The organism is Clostridium sp. LBM24168, from assembly GCF_052953915.1.
Genome location: NZ_CP196861.1, coordinates 662,819 through 682,915 on the forward strand (window position 1 = coordinate 662,819; position 20,097 = coordinate 682,915).

Sequence of the window (20,097 nt, forward strand, 5' to 3'; positions counted from 1 at the left end):
AATACTAAATTCAAAAGAGGAGTTTTAATTATGGATGATTTTTATGGGTTAATAGGAAAAAAGTTAGTACATAGTTTTTCACCTATGATAAATAGTATGGTATTGAAGAAAATAGGATTGACAGGAAATTACAATTTGTTTGAAGTTGAAAATGGTAATTTAGGAAAAGCTGTAGAGGCACTGAAGGTTTTAGGATGTAAGGGAACTAACGTGACTATACCTTATAAAGTTGAAGTTATGAAGTATTTGGATGAAATATCAGAAGAAGCGAGAAGCATAGGTGCAATAAATACTATAAAATTCAGTGGTGATGTACTAAAGGGACATAACACTGATTATTATGGATTTGGAATGACTTTGAAAAAGCATGGGATAGATATAATGGGTAAGAGTGTGGTTATACTTGGAACTGGTGGAGCCTCCATGGCTGTAGAAAGATATATTTTAGACAATGGTGTAGGGAAGATACTGTATGTAAGCAGGAATCCAAAAAAGACTTTAAAACCTGGATTTGAAGTTATATCCTATGATGAACTTAAGAATATAGAAAATAGTGATATTATAATAAATTGTACGCCATGTGGAATGTATCCTAATATAGATAATTGTCCTGTGGACAGAGAAATATTGCATAAATTTAGTGCAGCTGTTGATTTGATATATAATCCTAAAAATACCTTGCTTTTAAAAAGAGGAAAGGAAATGGGATTAAAGACTGTTAATGGTCTATATATGCTTATAGCACAAAATGTGGCATCCCAGAGAATATGGCATGGTATGGATATATCCCTGGAGGTTGTAGAGCAAGTATATGATGAATTTGTAAAATTGGATATATAGGAGGATGTCTTATGGGCAAAACTAATAAAAATATAATACTCATAGGTATGCCGGGAAGCGGAAAAACTACAATTGGTAGAAAAATATCACGTAAGTTTAATAAAAAGTTTATAGATTTGGATGAGTATATTGAAAACAAGACAGGGTGTAAAATCACTAAAATTTTTGAAAAAGGAGAGGCCTATTTTAGATTATTGGAATCTAGGGCGGTGGAAGAGCTCAGCAGTGAAAATAACAGTATAATATCTACAGGTGGAGGCATTATAAAAAGGTATGACAATATAACTAATTTAAAAAAAAATGGAGTAATAGTTTTTATAGACAGGCCTATTGAAAATATAATAAGTGATGTGAGTATAGAAAGTAGACCTCTTTTAAAAGATGGAGTTGAGACAGTAAAAAAAATTTACAGAGAAAGATATGATATTTATAAAAGTTGCTGTAATTTTAAAGTTGACAATACAGGAAGTATTGATAAAGTAGTTGAAGAAATGGCTATGATTTTTAAAAAGGTAGGTGATATTAATGAATAAAGTTATTAATATCAGGAATACAATAATAGGAGAAGGAATACCTAAAATATGTGTACCAATGGTAGGAAAAAGTCTGAATGAGCTGATGGATGAAGCGAATTTGTTAAGAAATATTGATTTTGATATTGTAGAGTGGCGTGTAGATTTTTTTGAACATGTAAAAAAAATAAGTAAAGTGGAGAAAGTACTTCAGAAAATCAGAAGTATATTAACTGATATACCCATGATTTTTACGTTTAGAAGTGTGGAGGAAGGCGGACAAACAGAAGTAAGTAAAGAATTTTATATGGAATTAAATGAAAGGATTCTTCAAACAGGGCTTGTAGACATTATTGATATTGAATTGTTTAATAATGAGAACAATATAAGAAAACTGATCGATATAGCTCATATAAATTCTACATTTGTTATTATTTCTAACCATGATTTTAAAGGGACTCCATCGAGAGAAGATATAATATCACGCCTATGTAGGGAACAAAATCTGGGTGGGGATATTCTTAAGATTGCAGTAATGCCAAATTGTACTGAAGATATAATTACTTTATTGGATGCTTCACGCATAATAAAAGAAAAATATGCCAGGTGTCCTGTTATTACTATGTCAATGGGTGGAAAAGGTGTTATAACCAGACTGTCAGGCGAAATTTTTGGATCTGATGTTACATTTGCAGCTGTAAGAGAGGTTTCTGCACCGGGGCAGATCTATATAGAGGATATCCGCAAAATAATTCAATTGTTGCATAATAATTTAGAAAACTAGGTGTAATGGAGTTGATATTAGACAATTACTGGTTAAAATGCTAAAATAACAACAAAGCCCTTGTATATTTTATGGAAGGTTGTTTATGAAAAGAATAAAAAGTATTATAATTGAATTGGCAGTTATGATTGTCATATTTTCTATTGTTACTGTTGCTGATTTGGTGGATGTTCAGATAAAGGATTCATCGCAGCGCCTGAAAAATATACAAGACATGGAATCCGTAATAATTCAAAATAGAAAACAAATATATGAACTTGGAAATAACATAATAGAAATGAACAAACAGATCTCTACTTTGAAAAAAGATATTAGGAACTCTTCAAGTGACAGAGATAAATGGAATGATAAAGTTATTGAATATAACAATAAATTGAAGCAGCGCAATGAGAAATTACAAATCTACAATAAAAAAGTCAATGAATATTATGAGAACCATAATAGATATGAAAGTAGTAAGGGTATCATAAACTGGATTAAATATTTTATTAAATAGAAAACGGGTGATAAAGTGAAAAAGAGGCATGTATTTTCTCCATTTTTATTTTTGATATTTGGAATAGCATTGATTACACTGATTTCAGGACTGTCAATAGGAAGCTATGTTAAAAACAGCAAAAATAGGAATAAAGCCTCTGTAAATTCAAATAATAAAAGTGATAATAAAATATTTTTTACTAGACCCGGCAATGATCCTAAAAATACTTCTGTAAAAATATTCAAGAAAAAAAGAATTTTAGAACTGTATGGAGACAACAAATTAATTGGAAGATTTAAAATAAGTATTGGAAGGCAGAATAGTGGAGCTAAAGAACGAGAAGGGGATAATAGGACGCCTGAGGGAAGCTACTATGTATGCTATATAAATGCAAACAGTAAATACAGATACTTTTTTGGAATAAGCTATCCAAATATAAAAGATGCCCAAAATGGAATGAATAAGAATATTATAGATGAAATTACTTATAATAAAATTAAAAGGGCGATTGATGAAGGTAAAACGCCGCCATGGCATACACCTCTTGGAGGAGAAATAGGAATTCACGGAGGAGGTACTCAGTCGGACTGGACTTATGGATGTATTGCAATGTCTGACAAAGATATTGAAATAGTAAAGGAATATGTAAAATTGAATACCGCGGTATATATATATAAATAAAATAATTGTATGAAATGCTATGAAAAATTTAAAATAAGTAGTATACTATACACAAGTAGTATAGTAATGATTGTAATTGTTAATTCAAACAACATGTTGATATGTTTGAATTTTATATTTTAAATAAAAATCACCCCGCAGGGGTGGGGAGGTTATATGGATTGTTGTATGAATGAAGACAAAAAAAGAGCGCTTCAAGCATTAAAAACATCGAAGGGCCAGATTGATGGAATAATTAAAATGATAGAAGAAGGGAGATACTGTATAGACATATCAAATCAGATAATAGCGGCCCAAGCTCTTTTAAAAAGAGCAAACTTGATGATATTGAGACAGCATCTTGATAATTGTGTAAAAGATGCCTTTTTAAACAACAAGGGAGAAGAAAAAGTAGATGAAATAATGAATTTGCTGAAAAAACTTTTGGACTGAATAATTTTATAAAAAGGAGGTATAAAAATTGGAGGATAAAACTTTAGCAATAGAGGGCATGACTTGTGCGGCATGTGCAAAGGCAGTAGAAAAAGCGGCATTGAAGGTTGAAGGAGTGAACGAGGCAAATGTAAATATTGCCACCGAAAAATTAAAATTAAAATTTGATCCTGAGAAGGCAAAAATTTCGGATGTAAAAAAATCCATCCAGAAATCAGGTTACAGAGCACTTGAGGAATCTGAAAAAATGAATAATGACAGGGAAAGAAAAGAAAAGGAAATAAATGAGCTTAAAAACAGATTTATAATATCTGCAGTATTTGCAATACCACTTCTTGTTATAGCTATGGTACCTATGATAATTGAAAGAATGGGAGGTATGCTTCCTCCTTCAGTAGACCCTATGAATCACGCAAGAATTTATGGAATTATACAGTTTGCACTTGTTATACCTGTGATGGTAATTGGACACAGATATTTTTCGATAGGCTTTAAATCACTGTTAAGACGAACGCCGAATATGGATTCTCTAATAGCAATAGGAACTTCGGCAGCATTTTTGTATAGTACTGTTTCAGTAGTAAAGACACTTGTATCTGGAATTCAGTATCATATGTATTTCGAGTCTGCTGGAGTCATACTCACATTGATAACTTTGGGAAAATATTTTGAATCTGTAGCAAAGGGAAAAACCTCCGAAGCAATAAAGAAACTCATGGAGCTTGCCCCAAAGACTGCCAAGGTAGTTAGATATGGTAGAGAAGTCGAGATAGCAATTAGTGAAGTAAAAGTTGGAGATATAGTGACAGTTAGACCTGGAGAAAAGGTTCCTGTAGATGGAAGAGTAGTTGAAGGGACAACTTCTATTGATGAATCGATGATTACAGGAGAGAGTATTCCCGTTGAGAAAGTAGCCGGGAATAAAGTAATTGGGGCCAGTATGAATAAAAATGGTTTCATAAAATATGAAGCGACTAAGATAGGGAAGGATACTGTGCTGGCACAAATAATAAAACTTGTTGAGGAAGCTCAGGAATCTAAAGCACCTATAGAAAAGATGGCAGATGTAATAGCCGGTTATTTTGTACCTACAGTTATAGTGCTTGCAGTTGTATCTTCTGCGTTATGGCTCCTATATGGTGAATCATTTGTATTTGCAGTAACTATATTCATATCGGTACTTGTTATTGCATGCCCTTGTGCACTTGGGTTGGCTACTCCTACAGCTATTATGGTAGGTACAGGTAAGGGAGCAGAGTATGGTGTACTTATAAAAAGTGGAGTTGCATTAGAATCTGCTCATAAGATTCAGACGGTAGTTTTAGATAAAACAGGTACGATAACTGATGGAAAGCCAAAAGTTACTGACATAAGTACAACTGAAAATGTTGATGAGGATTATCTTCTTAAAATTGCAGCTTCCTGTGAAAAGGCATCAGAGCATCCATTGGGTGAGGCCATTGTGAAAGAAGCCAAGCTCAGGAAGATTGAACTTTCAGAAGTGGATTCCTTTAATGCTGTACCAGGACATGGAATTACATCTGTTATTGATGGTAAAAATATTATTTTAGGAAATAAAAAATTTATGTCTGAAAATAATGTATCTTTGGGAGATATGGAAAATGAATCACATACATTAGCATCACAAGGCAAAACTCCAATGTATGTTGCTTCAGACGATGAGCTTTTAGGAATAATAGCAGTTGCAGATACAGTTAAGAAAAACAGCAAAAGGGCTATAGAAAAACTTCACTCTATGGGAATTGAAGTTGCAATGATAACAGGTGACAATAAAAATACAGCAGAAGCAATAGCAAGACAGATTGGTGTAGATAGGACACTCGCAGAAGTACTTCCACATGATAAGGCAAATGAAGTAAAAAAGCTTCAAAGTGGGAACAGAAAAGTAGCAATGGTTGGAGATGGAATAAATGATGCTCCTGCACTTGCACAGGCAGATATAGGTATGGCAATAGGATCAGGTACTGATGTTGCCATTGAATCGGCGGATATTGTACTCATTAAGAGTGACCTTATGGATGTAGTTACCGCGATAGATTTGAGCAAGAAAACTATAAAGAATATAAAAGAGAATCTTTTCTGGGCATTTGGATACAATACCTTGGGAATACCAGTTGCTATGGGAATACTGTTCTTATTCGGAGGACCTCTGCTTAATCCAATGATAGCAGCTCTGGCTATGAGTTTCAGCTCAGTTTCAGTACTCTTAAATGCACTCAGGTTAAAAAGATACAAACCTGAAATATTAATGGGGCAATAAATTGTATATGCATATAAATTATATATAAAAAATAGGAGGAGTAATAGTATGTTTTTTAAAAATAAGGTAAAGAGGACAGTACATGTAGAAGGTATGACTTGTCAACATTGTGTGCAGCATGTTAAGGAAGCATTGGAGTCCATAGATGGAGTTTCAAGTGCAAAGGTTGATTTGAATAGCAAGACTGCTGTTGTAAAATCTTCAAGTGAAATAGATGACAATGTTGTAAAAGAAGCTGTTAAGAATGCCGGATATGAAGTGTCAAGCATAGAATAGGCAGTACAGAGTGATGGAGTTGTTTTAAAACAGCTCCATTATTATTTTGACTGATTATTGACAGGAGGAATATGATGAATTATACTTATAATATAAATATATGTTCATATATTCATGTATTCATATGTTTATATTATAAGTATAAAAAATTGACATGGAGGGATCGATGTGAATGATGCAGTTAAAGTTAGTTTGAAAAATGCTCAAAATCCTGGAGAAAAGCTTAACATACGAGAGTTTATATTAGAGGGACTTGAATGTGCACATTGTGCAGCAAAGATAGAGGGTAAGATCCATAATATGCCTGAGATAAAAGAAGTCTCTTTAGATTTTATATCAAAAAAACTTAAATTTGAAATTTATGACGAAAGCAAAATTGATAGAATTATAGAGAATATAAAATCAATAGTCAATAAAATAGAACCGAATGTAAAAATTATATATGAAACAGAAGCTAAATTAAAAGAGCCTAAAATTCAGGAAATGAAAAATGTAAATTTTGAAAATATAATTTTTTCAATAGGAATTTTAATTTATATTGTTTGTACAATATTTAAGTTGCAATACTGGATTGAGTTTAGTTTTTATCTTGCAAGCTATATTATAATAGGAAAGGAAGTATTGATAAAGGCTGGTAAAAATATTTTAAATGGACAAGTATTTGATGAGAATTTTTTAATGTGTATTGCTAGTATTGGAGCTTTTGCAATTGGACAGTTTCCGGAAGCTGTAGCAGTTATGCTTTTTTATAGAATAGGGGAATATTTTCAGGACAGGGCAGTAGATAAATCCAGGGAATCCATAGCTGATCTTATGGACATAAAACCCGATTTTGCAAATTTAAAAACTGACCAGGGTATAAAAAAAGTTGATCCTGATTCTGTAAATATAGGAGATTTTATTATAGTAAAGCCTGGAGAAAAAATCCCGCTGGATGGTGAGATAGTAGAGGGAAATTCCATGATTGATACTTCGGCACTGACAGGTGAATCAGTTCCAAGAGAAGTAACTTGTGGAGATATAGTACTTGGAGGATATATAAATAAAAATGGAGTTTTAACTCTAAGAGTAAACAAGAATTTTGGACAATCTACGGTTGCTAAAATACTTGATCTGGTACAAAATGCCAGCAGCAAGAAGTCTCCAACAGAAAATTTCATTACAAAGTTTGCAAGATATTATACTCCTATAGTAGTTGCTTTTGCAGTAGCCCTAGCAGTGATTCCACCTATGTTTATGCAGGATGAAAGTTTTTCGAAATGGCTTTATAGGGCACTTGTATTTCTGGTAGTATCTTGTCCTTGTGCACTTGTTATATCAGTACCACTTGGATTTTTTGGAGGGATAGGAGGAGCTTCAAAAAATGGAATTCTTGTAAAGGGTGGAAACTATCTGGAGGCCTTGAGCAATGTGGACACAGTAGTATTTGATAAGACAGGCACTCTTACTAAGGGAATATTTAAAGTTACGGATATCAAATCATTTAACGGATATGAAAATCAAGATGTTCTAAAATATGCAGCTTTTGCGGAAGTCTATTCAAATCATCCTATAGCCGTATCAATATTGAAGGAATATAACAAGACTGTAGATAAGAATATAATTGAAAGTTATACTGAAATATCAGGAAAAGGAATCAGGTCAATCATAGATGGAAAAGAAATACTTGCCGGCAATTCAGGACTTATGGATGATGAAAAAATACGATACAATGAGGCAGAAAATGTTGGGACTGCTGTTCATATAGCTGTTGACAAAGTTTATATAGGTTTTATATTAATATCCGATGAGATAAAGGAGGACTCAAAATCGGCAGTCAGATCTTTGAAGAACATCGGAATAAAAAAGACAATAATGCTTACTGGTGATAATAAAATAATAGGAGAGAAAATAGCAAATAAGTTGGGAATTGATGAAGTTTACACTGAATTATTGCCTGATCAAAAGGTTGAAAAATTGGAGTATATAGATCATCAAAAAGAAAGCAACAAAAAACTTGCCTATGTTGGAGATGGAATAAATGATGCACCGGTACTTGCAAGGTCAGATGTGGGAATTGCAATGGGAGGCATAGGCTCAGATGCTGCAATTGAGGCTGCAGATGTAGTTATCATGACAGATGAGCCGTCAAAAATAACTACGGCTATTAAAATAGCAAGAAGAACTAAAAATATAGTATCACAGAATATTGTATTTGCACTTGGTGTAAAAGCCGTAATTTTAGTTTTAGGAGCTCTGGGCATAGCAAATATGTGGATGGCGGTTTTTGGTGATGTAGGAGTTGCACTTATAGCAGTGATGAACTCTATGAGGGCCATGAAAGTTGTAGTTTAATAGTTGAGGATGTTTTCGGGTATTCCCTTATGCTGTTGGGATGCCTGAATTTTTTGTGCTGAACAGGATATGGAATTTCCTTAAGAAAATCTTAATAATCTTATAGACAAAGTTGTAATTTTTTATTGTTAGAATTTAATTATAGAAAATTATGGTTATTAGGGTGTGGGCGTCTTGGAATGCAAAGATAATAGAATTAAGGAAATTGATATTATAAGAGGTTTTGCTTTTATGTCTGTTGTTGCACAACATACCATAGGAGGCTTTTCTAATGAACCGGGAATAGGATTTTTTGATTATGCAATTTTAAAGTTTTTATATACAATAGCGAAAACAGCTGTACCTTTATTTTTATTTATTAGTGCGGTATTACTTTTTTATAAAAAATCAGATAAAATTAAAGTAAAACAGTTTTACATAAAGAAATTTAAATATATATTTATACCTTATGCATTCTGGTCGGCTTTAAATATGTATTTTCTCAATAATAGACAACGTTTAAATGATTTTTTTATGGAGATTATTGCAGGTAACGGAGGGTACCACTTATGGTATATGGGTATGATTTTGAGGCTGTACATTGTATTCCCATTAATATTTTTAGCTGCTAAAAAGATACATGGAACAAATTTGATGTCAAGGATATTTATTTTTATAATTTCTATAATTGTGTATTATGATGTAAATAAATATAACAACATAATAAGTGAATTTATAATTCAGCTTATATTTGGCAATGCCAGTATTCTCCAGAGAAGGATTGTAAATGTATCTATTATTTTCTGGTATTTATATTTTGTAATTGGTATTTATGTTGGGCTGAATTATAAATACATCAAGGAAAAGTTGTTAAAATATAAAATTGCTGTATTTTTAATATATATTTGTATGTTTGTATATGAATATATGAACGAAATATATCCTGAAAAATTTCACTTTGTAAGGGGAATATCTATAGCGTATTATGTCTCTTCTATTTTGGTATTTTATATAGTGTCAATATTATTATCAAACAAGTTGAAATTTTATAAGTTTATGAATTTCTTTGGCCGGTATTCTTTTTGTGCATATATGATTCATGTTATACTTATTGGAAACGTAGTTCAATATATCAGAATTTATTTTAATATAAAAGATTACCTTTTGCTAGGAATTTCAACCTGGATTATAGTGTGTGTAATTTCGGTGCTATTTGTTAAAATTATAAATTATATACCATATTCATGCTATATTACAGGTATCAAAATTTCTGGATTTAAAATATTAAACTATAAATTTCCAATGACAGTCTGGCAGAAAATGAGGGTGAAAAGTATTGGAAAATAGATTGAAATGCTTATTGGGGTTATTTCAGATTTTACTTGTTATAATTTTATCTGTTATAGGAATTAATACAGCCTATAATTTTTACGTAAATAACAATTTAAAATATTTACACAGGAAAAATACCATGCTGCAAAAAGAATTTTATCCTATAGTGGGTAGTCTGGAAAACAAACTGGTGAAATATACAAATTATTATCATAGCATTTCTGAAAACAAAATAAATAAAAAAGACTTTGAGAACCATGATTTTAAAACTGATGAAAATACTCCATTAGTTCAGTTTGTATTAGTGGATAATAGAAATAAAAAAACTTATTGGAATTATTGGACATTGCAGAATATAAAAATATATGATGGAGATAGCTATAGAGTAAAAAATGTTGAAGAATATGTAAGAAAGAATTCAGCTGTATATCAGAAAATTCCAAATTCAGGATTTGAAATTCAAAAGCCTGGCAATTATACTGAAAATAGTGTTGTTGTTGAAGATGTTACATTATATGCATGGATCGATAAAAGAGATAATATTTCCATGGGTTTTGCAGAAGATGTATATAATAAAGTAAATACAGCACGAACACAGTTTATACTTATAGTATCATGGCTTGTAATTCTAGGGGAATTTTTGATTTCAAAAACTGTATATATAAAGAATAATGGATTAAAAAAAGTTGTTGAAGATATTAAATGTGATATAGAAATAATAAAATCAGGGATGCGTTCACTAACAAATGTATTTTCCATTCACGGGATATATAAAAAGTCGAAAATCATATTAGTGTTGTCCATAGTAGTTTATTTAATTGATTATTATGTTAGCGTGAATGGTGGCAGAGATTTTATTTATTTTATCAAAAAAATACTGTATTTTGAATATCCTCTAGCTGCAGTTTTTTTAATAATTATATGCATAATTTTTTATTTTAGTATGAAAAAACTTACATATTTTAAATATATATTAAATTATACATCTAAAATAGCACAAGATAATATAGAAGTCCAATTGATTCTTGGAAACTATTATTATTTAAGCAAATTGGCAGAATACATAAATCTCATAAAAAATAGCTATGATAAAGCTTTGACGGAAAAAATCGAAAATGAAAAATTGAGAATTGAACTTATAACAAATGTATCACATGATTTGAAGACTCCTCTTACATCCATGGTAACATATGCTGATTTGCTGAAGAGGGATGGACTTAAGGAGAATGAAAGGGAAGAATATATAAATATTATAGATAGGAAAGTAGATGGCTTGAAAGCTTTTGTAGATAGTCTGCTTGAAGTTTCAATGCTATTTAATGGCAAGGTCAGTCTCAATAGAGAAAAAGTCAATATTGTGGAATTGATTTATCAGGTTATAGGAGAATGGTCGGGATATTATGAAGAAAAAAATATAAAGTTTGAGGTCAAAAGCTTCAAGGAGCAAATAACTCTGAATATTGACAGTAAAAAAATATCTAGGCTTATTGGAAATCTAGTATCAAATGCATTGAAATATTCTCTCCCAAATACAAAGGTTTATATCGAGCTAGAAAACAGGCAGGATAAAGTAGTAATATCTTTCAAGAACATTTCTCAATATGAAATGAAATTTAATTCTGAAGAAATATTTCAAAGATTTAAGAGAGGAGATGTATCCAGAAATTCACAGATTGAAGGCTCAGGACTTGGACTTGCTATAGCAAAGAGTATAGCAGAGCTTCATAGTGGCAGCATGTATATAGATAGGGAGGGGGACTTGTTTAAAATATATCTTATTTTACCTGCTGATGAAAGTTTTCAAGGGGAAGGACAGATAGATTGATGAGACAAAAAATTTTAATCGTAGATGATGAAAAGGATATAAGAGATGCAATAGATATATATCTTAAAGAGTTGAATGTGGAAATTTTTAAGGCTGAGGACGGAATTGAGGCTCTTAAGATATTGAAAAATGAAGATATACAATTAATAATACTTGATGTGATGATGCCGAAAATAGATGGAATCAGGACATGTCTTAAAATACGTGAAAGTAAAAATATACCAATAATAATGCTTTCTGCAAAAAGTGAAGATACGGACAAGATAATAGGACTTAACGTAGGAGCTGACGATTATATTACAAAACCCTTTAATCCACTTGAACTCGTTGCGAGAGTCAAATCTCAGCTTAGAAGATATCTTGTACTTGGAGAGGGAGAAATAAAAAAGAATGAAATACGTATAAAGGAACTTGTTATAAACAGTGATGAAAAAACATTGACTGTAGATGGAGAAAATATTAACTTAACACCTATTGAGTTCAAGATATTACTGCTCCTTGCAAAAAACTGCGGAAAAGTTTTTTCTATAAAACAGATATATGAAAATGTATGGGGAGAGCCCTTTTATAATAGTCAGAATACAGTAGCAGTTCATATAAGAAGAATACGTGAGAAAATAGAAATAAATCCCAAGGAACCTAAATATATAAAGGTGGTGTGGGGAATTGGATATAAAATTGACAAGTAGAAGAAAATTAGAATATGTATTGAAATTTGTAATTGTAATTGTTCTTTATAATTTGAATTTTATATCATGTATTTTCTTTATATACATATTGCTTCTACTTTTATATGTATTGATAAAAGTCAGATATTTTGACTATATTGTAAAAAATACAGAAGCAATATCAAAAGGCAACTTTTATATAAAATTAGAGGAAAAAGGAGACAAGGATCTGCTGGAGCTTGCCCATAATATAAACTTAATAAATAAAAAATATGAAAGTGTATTTGAAGAACATATAAAGGATGAAAAATTGAAAGTTGAAATCATAAAAAATTTTTCCGGTAATTTGAGATTCCCATTATATTCGTTGGAGAAATATATAAAGCTATACAAACAGCAGGGTATTTCTGAAGAGAAAAAGAAATATTATATTGATATAATAAATACTAAAACTGAAAAGATGAAGTATATGATAGAAGACATATTTGAGTTTTCAAAAATAAGCAGTGGTAAAATAGAACTAACTGATAAAAAAATAAATATTGTAGATTTGATTTATCAGGTAATAGGAGAATTGTGTTCTTATCATACTGAAAAAAATATTAAGTTTATAGTAAATACATTTAAAGAAGAAGTGTATTTGAGTGCAGATGGTGAAAAAATTTCAAAATTAATGACAATATTAGTATTAAATTCAATTAAATATTCTCTTGAAAATACAAGAGTTTATATTGATATAATAAGGAAGAGTGAAAATATTGTACAAATTTCTATTAAAAATGTTTCACTGATTGAAATGGATTTTAGTATTCGGGAGATATTTGAAAAATGTAATAGTGAAGGTTCATCTATGGGATTAATAATGGCAAGAGCCATAGTGGAACTTTATGGAGGAAATATAAAAGTTGAAAAAGAAGCTGATTTGTTTAAGGTTTATATTACTTTGAAAACAATTCAATAAAATAATACAGTATTTAATCCTGTATCATTTGTAATATAAAACCGCTAAAAGCAAACAAAAAATATATTGATACAGGTATAAAAATAATGTATAATAGGTTTAGAGAATTTAATAGCCCACAATCTTATAATTAAATATATGACTATGCCTGTTGATTTTATTATTCAATAGGTATATTTTTTTGCATATTACCATTTACATTATATTAATAGGAATATTGTGATATACTAAATATAAAAATATAGTATACAATAGTATGATAATATATTATAATTAATTTAGTATAACATTATTATTAAATAAGTTAATATTAAATCAATTATGTTGGGAGAAATAGCATGATGATTAATAGTTTGAATAGTGGTTTAGTTGAAAAGGATTTGAGATATTTGAAACTCCTTTCTAAAGAATATCCTACAATATCCAGTGCAAGTACTGAAATTATAAATCTTCAGGCGATATTGAATTTACCAAAAGCTACAGAACACTTTATAAGTGACATACATGGTGAATATGAATCTTTTACGCATGTACTCAGAAATGCTTCAGGAGTAATAAAGAGGAAAATAGATGATGTGTTTTTAGACACTCTTACAGCTGCACAAAAGTCCGAGCTGGCAACTATTATATATTACCCAGAGGAAAAACTGCGCATTATTGAAAACAAAGGTGAAAAATCGGATGAATGGTATTCTGAAATATTATATAAACTTATACAGGTGTGCAAAAATGTATGTTCCAAGTATACACGTTCAAAGGTTAGAAAAGCACTTCCGGTAGATTTTGCATATATAATAGAGGAACTTCTGCATGAGCAAGGGGATAAGATAGATAAAAAGGCCTATTATAGGGAAATAATAAGAACAATCGTAAATATAGGAAGGGCAGATCAATTTATTGTAGCCATTTCAAAAGTAATACAGGATTTGGTAGTTGATAGACTTCATATCATAGGTGATATATATGACAGGGGACCTGGAGCAGAGATAATAATGGATGCACTTATGGAGCATCATTCTGTGGACATTCAATGGGGAAATCACGATATACTTTGGATGGGAGCTGCTTGTGGATGTGAAGCTTGTGTGGCCAATGTACTTAGAATATCACTAAGATATGCGAATCTGAATACGGTTGAAGAAGGGTATGGAATAAATATGTTGCCGCTTGCTACATTTGCTATGGAGTTTTATAATGATGATTTATGTAAGGATTTCATACCTAAGACACTTGATAAGAGTATAAACAGTAAGGACTTGAGTTTGTTTGCTAAAATGCACAAGGCAATAGCAATTATACAATTCAAATTAGAGGGTAATATAATAAAAAATCATCCAGAGTTTAGAATGGAAAATAGACTACTACTCGACAAAATAGACTTAAAAAATGAACAGATAAAAATAGATGGTAAAATATATAATATAAATGATACTAATTTTCCTACAGTAGATTGGCAAGATCCTTATAAATTAACCTATAGAGAGGTATGTCTAATAAAAAAGCTTACCAGGTCATTTATAAATAGTGAAAAATTGCAAAGACATATAAAATTTTTATATAAAAAGGGAAGTATGTATCTAGTGTATAACTCAAATGTATTATATCATGGATGTATACCTTTAAATAGGGATGGAAGCTTTAAAAAGGTTAAAATAGGCGAATTTATCTATAGTGGGAAAAACTTTTTGGACAAGTGTGATAAAATTATAAGAAATGCATACTTTGAAGAAAGTAATTTAAAAAAGAAAAGATATAGTATGGATATGCTGTGGTATATGTGGTGTGGAGAAGATTCGCCACTTTTTGGAAAGGATAAGATGACTACTTTTGAAAGGTACTTCATAGATGATAAAGCTACTCATCATGAGGAAAAAATTTTCTATTATAAGTATAGAAACAATGAGAATGTTTGTAAAAATATTCTTAAAGAATTTGAACTTTACCCTGAAGATTCTCATATTATAAATGGACATATACCTGTGAAGATGAAGGATGGTGAAAGTCCAATTAAGGCAAATGGAAAACTTCTTGTAATTGATGGAGGGTTTTGCAAGGCATATCAGCCTGAAACGGGAATAGCAGGTTATACTCTGATCTATAATTCATATGGATTTCTTTTGACCTCACATGAACCATTTACGTCAATTAAGGATGCAGTGGAAAATGACAAGGATATAATATCATCGACTATAATACTTGAACATGTTGTGAATAGAAAAAGGGTTGCAGATACAGATATAGGTGCAGAGCTCAAAAAACAGGTTTTGGACTTGGAAAGTTTGTTAATTGCATATAGAAAAGGATATATTGAAGAACGCAAAAAATAAATTGGTATTGTATTAAAGTAAAGATGAAAAAATTTTGCACAGGGCTTCGAATCCTTTTAAAAGAGGTGGCAGGGTATCGAAATATTCTTCTGTCACTCTTTTACTATTCGTGATATCCTGAAAAAAAAGATTTTCTAATTCTTCTGTAGATTCTTCATCATAAATTACAGCATTTATCTCGTAATTTAGTTCATAACTCCGTATATCCATATTTGCAGTACCTACAGTACATAGCTTTCCGTCTATACAGGTGGTTTTAGCATGAATAAAGGAATTGCTATTATAGAAATAGATTTTTACTCCATTTTTAATTAAATCTTCAAGATATGTTCTAGAAGCGTAATAAACAAATATATGGTCATATCTTCCTGGAAACACTATGCGTACATCTATACCGCTTAATGAAGCAACTTTTATAGCGTTTATTATACTTTCTGTAGGTACGAAATATGGTGTTGTTATATAGATGTGATTTTCAGCCATACTTATCATTTTGAGTACTGCTTGTTCAATAGCGGGAAATTCAGAATCGGGGCCGCTTTTTACAAGCTGCATAAGTTTACCATTCTGATTTTTTATAGGTGGAAAAAATTCTTCAAAATTACCATCATAAAAAAAATATTCCTTATTTGCTGCTTTTATGGTTGCAAAATCGTCTATAAACACTGCTTGAAGACCATAGGCAAAATCTCCTTTTACCATGATATGAGTATCTCTCCAGTATCCAAATTTACTTTTCCCAAGATATTCATCACCTATGTTGATACCTCCAACGAAACCTATATATCCATCAATGACTACAATTTTTCTGTGATTTCTATAATTTATCTGAGTATTTATACTCTTTAGAATAGGGGCTAAAAAATAGGAATATTGAACTATATCCACTCCTGCATGTTTTAGATCGTTTATATACTTCTTACCTAATTTTATACATCCTACCCTATCAAGTATCAGTCGTATATTTACACCTTCAGAACTCTTTTTTATTAAAATGTTTTTTATATCGTTGCCTATAGTGTCATCTTTAATAATATAATATTCCATGTGTATATGGTGTTTGGCCTTTAGAAGTTCCTCCTCTAAATATTCAAATTTTTCAATTCCATTCTTTAATATCTTTATATTGTTATTTACAAACAAGGGGGATTCGCTATTCCGTGAAAGTAATTCGATTAGAGGTTTGTAAGTTAAGTCTTTTACATGCTTAATTGCTTCATCTATAAGTTCTTCTATATTTATATTAGTCTCGTCATGTAGTTTGTGCCTTTTCCAGTTTCTTCCCAAAAATATGTATGCTATTAAACCAATAGGAGGTAGAACTATGAGAACTGCTAACCAGGCGATAGTTTTCTCTGGATTTTTTCTTTCAAGTATTATTATTATAATTGATACTAGCATGTTTATTAAGATAATTGCCGATATAGCATATTTCACGTAGATCACCTACCATTTAAAATTTAGTTTATATTGTAGAGTATTTATTATACCATTTTTTCATAAACTTAGAATGGATATAATAAAATAAAATTAAAGATATTGTATAAAAATCCAATATATATCTGAGCAACAATTAATATTTTGTAAAACATATATATTGTAGACTAAAAATGTAATAATTATAAGTGAAATTAAGCTGAACCTGTGTTATAATGTAATAAATCAATAATTGTATTTTAGAATAAAGTATCTCTATATAATTTAAAAAATTAGGAGGCGACCTATTGCTGAAATGCGAGATTTGTGGTAAACTAGCTGATAAACATCATATAGTTTATAGAAGTCAAGGTGGAGTTGATTTTCCATTAAATTTCAAGTACCTTTGTTCAGAACATCATAGGGGAAAGAATGGCCCTCACAAAAATAGAAGAGTTGATTTAGAGTACAAGCTTGAACTGCAAGATAAACTTGAGATAATATTATGTAAGGGGTTTTATACTCTAGATGAATTGGTAAAATTGCTTGGGATAAATAAAGGTATGCTAAAAAAACTTCTAAAAGAATATAAATTATATAAAGAGGGTTATAAGAGTTCAGACGTAATATTTAGACTTATGGGAAGAAAAAAGTATACAAAATATATGCTTGAAGAATACTATGATTTTATAGCAAAGCTTTAATGACATTTTGAAAATATAATATTAATTTATGGTAAGTGATATAAATGACAAGTGAGGCAGACTAAACACTTGTCATTTATTGCAAATTAATATCTTTTATTAAAAATTTATTAGGTTAGGTAAAGGGGGCTGTTAATTATGAAAGAGAACATACTCATGTTACTGACATTGGAAGAGATAAGCAATATTACGAAGGGATTGAAAATTGCAGTTAATTCTGTATCACAGGGTGATACGGAAATAGATGATAAACTGGAAAGCAATATAGAGGATGTATTAAAGAAGTTATTGCAAGTTGAGGCTGAATGTTCTAGATAATAAAAATTTTATGTTATAATATTAGGTCTAGAACTCTAAATTAGGGAAGTACGTACTTCCCTAATTTAGAGGCTGTATTCAAATTTACTTTTTATTCTTGTAGTTCCTACAAGTGCCAATGACAGTTAAAATATAAAATGAGGAGAATGATACGATGAATATAGCATTTTTTCTTACACCTAAGAAAGATACGATTTATGAAAGCCCGGATTCTACAATGATGCATATATTGGAGAAGATGGAGACTCATAGATATACAGCTATCCCCTTGGTTGATAAATTAGGCAAATACAGGGGAACGATTACAGAAGGTGATCTTCTTTGGAAATTGAAAAATACGCCAGATCTTACATTTAAAAATACTGATAAAGTGTTATTAAAAGATATAGCAAGGAATATGAATAACAGACCGGTTCACATAAATTCAGACATGAAGGATCTGATATCGCTTGCGGTAAATCAAAATTTTGTTCCTGTATTAGATGATAATGAGATATTTATAGGAATTATAAAGAGAAGTGATATAATAAACTATTGTTATAAAGAGATGTTTAATATCAATGAAAAAATTCTAGCTACAAACAGGTAATTATATATTGACAATATATAATTTAAGTGATATCATGTAAATAATTTAAAAAATCCTTTGACAGGGAAGAGTAGGTATATAACTTAGTTCAAGAGAGTTTAGAATGGTGGAATCTAAATACGATAGTATATAGTGAATGGACCCTAGAGGAGTAAAACGAAATCTTTGAGAGAGTAGTAGTTACCGTAAACCGTACGTTATAATGGCGAAGACATGTTAGTGTCTGAATTGAGAGATGCTTTTAAAGAAAGCATAACTTAGGTGGTACCGCGGATAATCCGTCCTATTTTTAGGACGGTTTTTTAATTGCAAAAATTTATGAATGATGATTATAAGTGTGGGTGATGTTCATTATGTTATGAAAGTACAGAAATATGAATATTCATAATAATTAGTATATTTTTAATTTAGTGAAAATTATAATTTAGGGAGGGTGTCGTTATGAATTTGAAAAAAATGATTATAAATTCTATATTACTTGCTATAGGTGCCATATTGCATCAGGTTGTACCACCAATTTTATTTGGAATGAAACCTGATATTTCCCTTGCAATGCTTTTTATAATAATTATATTTAACAGAGAATATAAAACATGTCTGGCAGCAGGTATTGTTGCAGGACTCTTGGCTGCTGCAACTACTACATTCCCAGGTGGACAATTTGCCAATATAATAGATAAATTTATAACGGTAAATATAATGTTTGCTATCTTAAAGCCGCTTAGAGACAGGATAAATGATCAGATAAAGGTTGTGTTTATTACAGCTATAGGAACAATAGTAAGTGGTTCCGTGTTTTTGACAGTTATTTTATTTACGATAGGACTTAATGGAAGTTTTGCTATGTTTTTCCTATCAGTAGTTTTACCAGCTGCACTTGTAAATACTATAGTGGCAGTATGTTTGTTTAATATTATAAATGTGGCCGTTAAAAGAGGTGCCATAAAGCAGGTATAATTATTAAAATATGATTATAAATCTAATAATTTACTTAAATTCATATAATTTTATAGTTTATAAATTTAAAAAGTGCACAAACTTTATATACACAATTAATAAAACTTAATTTAAAATCTGTCAAATTAAAGGAGGAATTAATTATGGCAAGAACAGGAAACAGAGTGTTAGTTCCAGAAGCAAAAGCAGGTCTGGACAGATTTAAAACTGAGGCAGCAAGAGAAGTTGGTGTTACTTTAAAAGATGGATATAATGGGGATATAACATCTCGAGAGGCCGGATCTATAGGCGGACAGATGGTTAAAAAGATGATAGAATCATATGAAAATACTTTAAAGTAATGCTGAATTTAAAAACTGGATGGCTGTAATGTCATCCAGTTTTTCTTTGAATAAAGCTGGAT

The 20,097-nt window shown here is 30.5% G+C and carries 20 protein-coding genes and 1 other annotated feature; of the genes, 19 read left to right on the forward strand and 1 reads right to left on the reverse strand.

Features of this window, described 5'->3' with window-relative positions:
- Positions 1–30 precede the first annotated feature (30 nt).
- The 14 genes from aroE to ACSVC9_RS03310 all read left to right on the forward strand — a co-directional run bounded on the left by aroE (position 31) and on the right by ACSVC9_RS03310 (position 15,710).
- Complete coding sequence (gene aroE, locus ACSVC9_RS03245) at positions 31–840, forward strand: shikimate dehydrogenase (RefSeq protein ID WP_446898929.1); 810 nt, start codon at positions 31–33, stop codon at positions 838–840.
- Between the two features lie 11 nt (positions 841–851).
- On the forward strand, positions 852–1,373 hold the full coding sequence (locus tag ACSVC9_RS03250; RefSeq protein WP_446898930.1) for a shikimate kinase: 522 nt from the start codon (positions 852–854) through the stop codon (positions 1,371–1,373).
- On the forward strand, positions 1,366–2,136 hold the full coding sequence (gene aroD, locus ACSVC9_RS03255) for a type I 3-dehydroquinate dehydratase (protein WP_446898931.1): 771 nt from the start codon (positions 1,366–1,368) through the stop codon (positions 2,134–2,136). The genes ACSVC9_RS03250 and aroD overlap by 8 nt, the downstream gene beginning before the upstream one ends.
- 85 nt (positions 2,137–2,221) lie before the next feature.
- Positions 2,222–2,632 (forward strand): hypothetical protein, encoded by a 411-nt coding sequence (locus ACSVC9_RS03260; RefSeq protein ID WP_446898932.1) that lies wholly within the window; start codon positions 2,222–2,224, stop codon positions 2,630–2,632.
- A gap of 15 nt (positions 2,633–2,647) precedes the next feature.
- On the forward strand, positions 2,648–3,295 hold the full coding sequence (locus ACSVC9_RS03265; protein WP_446898933.1) for a L,D-transpeptidase family protein: 648 nt from the start codon (positions 2,648–2,650) through the stop codon (positions 3,293–3,295).
- Between the two features lie 168 nt (positions 3,296–3,463).
- Positions 3,464–3,727, forward strand: coding sequence for a metal-sensing transcriptional repressor (locus ACSVC9_RS03270; protein ID WP_446899789.1), 264 nt, complete (start codon positions 3,464–3,466; stop codon positions 3,725–3,727).
- Between the two features lie 58 nt (positions 3,728–3,785).
- Positions 3,786–6,008, forward strand: coding sequence for a heavy metal translocating P-type ATPase (locus ACSVC9_RS03275; RefSeq protein WP_446899790.1), 2,223 nt, complete (start codon positions 3,786–3,788; stop codon positions 6,006–6,008).
- A 48-nt stretch (positions 6,009–6,056) separates the two neighbouring features.
- Positions 6,057–6,284, forward strand: a complete 228-nt coding sequence (locus tag ACSVC9_RS03280; RefSeq protein WP_446898934.1) for a heavy-metal-associated domain-containing protein — start codon at positions 6,057–6,059, stop codon at positions 6,282–6,284.
- 192 nt (positions 6,285–6,476) lie between these two features.
- Complete coding sequence (locus tag ACSVC9_RS03285) at positions 6,477–8,618, forward strand: heavy metal translocating P-type ATPase (RefSeq protein ID WP_446899791.1); 2,142 nt, start codon at positions 6,477–6,479, stop codon at positions 8,616–8,618.
- Positions 8,619–8,792: 174 nt separating this feature from the next.
- Positions 8,793–9,944, forward strand: a complete 1,152-nt coding sequence (locus tag ACSVC9_RS03290) for an acyltransferase (RefSeq protein ID WP_446898935.1) — start codon at positions 8,793–8,795, stop codon at positions 9,942–9,944.
- Complete coding sequence (locus tag ACSVC9_RS03295; RefSeq protein WP_446898936.1) at positions 9,934–11,754, forward strand: sensor histidine kinase; 1,821 nt, start codon at positions 9,934–9,936, stop codon at positions 11,752–11,754. Before ACSVC9_RS03290 ends, ACSVC9_RS03295 begins: the two co-directional genes overlap by 11 nt.
- Positions 11,754–12,443, forward strand: a complete 690-nt coding sequence (locus tag ACSVC9_RS03300; protein WP_446898937.1) for a response regulator transcription factor — start codon at positions 11,754–11,756, stop codon at positions 12,441–12,443. The genes ACSVC9_RS03295 and ACSVC9_RS03300 overlap by 1 nt, the downstream gene beginning before the upstream one ends.
- On the forward strand, positions 12,421–13,383 hold the full coding sequence (locus ACSVC9_RS03305; RefSeq protein ID WP_446898938.1) for a sensor histidine kinase: 963 nt from the start codon (positions 12,421–12,423) through the stop codon (positions 13,381–13,383). The genes ACSVC9_RS03300 and ACSVC9_RS03305 overlap by 23 nt, the downstream gene beginning before the upstream one ends.
- A gap of 338 nt (positions 13,384–13,721) precedes the next feature.
- Positions 13,722–15,710, forward strand: a complete 1,989-nt coding sequence (locus ACSVC9_RS03310; RefSeq protein WP_446898939.1) for a fructose-1,6-bisphosphatase — start codon at positions 13,722–13,724, stop codon at positions 15,708–15,710.
- Between the two features lie 12 nt (positions 15,711–15,722).
- On the opposite strand, the gene cls is transcribed toward ACSVC9_RS03310, so the two are convergent.
- Positions 15,723–17,153, reverse strand: a complete 1,431-nt coding sequence (gene cls, locus ACSVC9_RS03315) for a cardiolipin synthase (RefSeq protein ID WP_446899792.1) — start codon at positions 17,151–17,153, stop codon at positions 15,723–15,725.
- Positions 17,154–17,434: 281 nt separating this feature from the next.
- Here cls and ACSVC9_RS03320 point away from each other — a divergent pair, with 281 nt between their 5' ends.
- The 5 genes from ACSVC9_RS03320 (at position 17,435) to ACSVC9_RS03340 (ending at position 20,035) form a co-directional block, all read left to right on the forward strand.
- Entirely contained in the window at positions 17,435–17,830 is a 396-nt protein-coding gene (locus tag ACSVC9_RS03320; protein ID WP_446898940.1) for an HNH endonuclease, read from the forward strand.
- Positions 17,831–17,968: 138 nt separating this feature from the next.
- Entirely contained in the window at positions 17,969–18,148 is a 180-nt protein-coding gene (locus tag ACSVC9_RS03325) for a hypothetical protein (protein ID WP_446898941.1), read from the forward strand.
- Positions 18,149–18,302: 154 nt separating this feature from the next.
- Positions 18,303–18,737, forward strand: a complete 435-nt coding sequence (locus ACSVC9_RS03330) for a CBS domain-containing protein (protein ID WP_446898942.1) — start codon at positions 18,303–18,305, stop codon at positions 18,735–18,737.
- Positions 18,738–18,785: 48 nt separating this feature from the next.
- Positions 18,786–19,026, forward strand: a binding site (T-box leader).
- Between the two features lie 152 nt (positions 19,027–19,178).
- Positions 19,179–19,694, forward strand: coding sequence for a tryptophan transporter (locus ACSVC9_RS03335; RefSeq protein WP_446898943.1), 516 nt, complete (start codon positions 19,179–19,181; stop codon positions 19,692–19,694).
- Between the two features lie 143 nt (positions 19,695–19,837).
- A complete protein-coding gene (locus tag ACSVC9_RS03340; protein ID WP_446898944.1) occupies positions 19,838–20,035 on the forward strand; it encodes an alpha/beta-type small acid-soluble spore protein in 198 nt (65 codons plus the stop codon).
- Positions 20,036–20,097 lie beyond the last annotated feature (62 nt).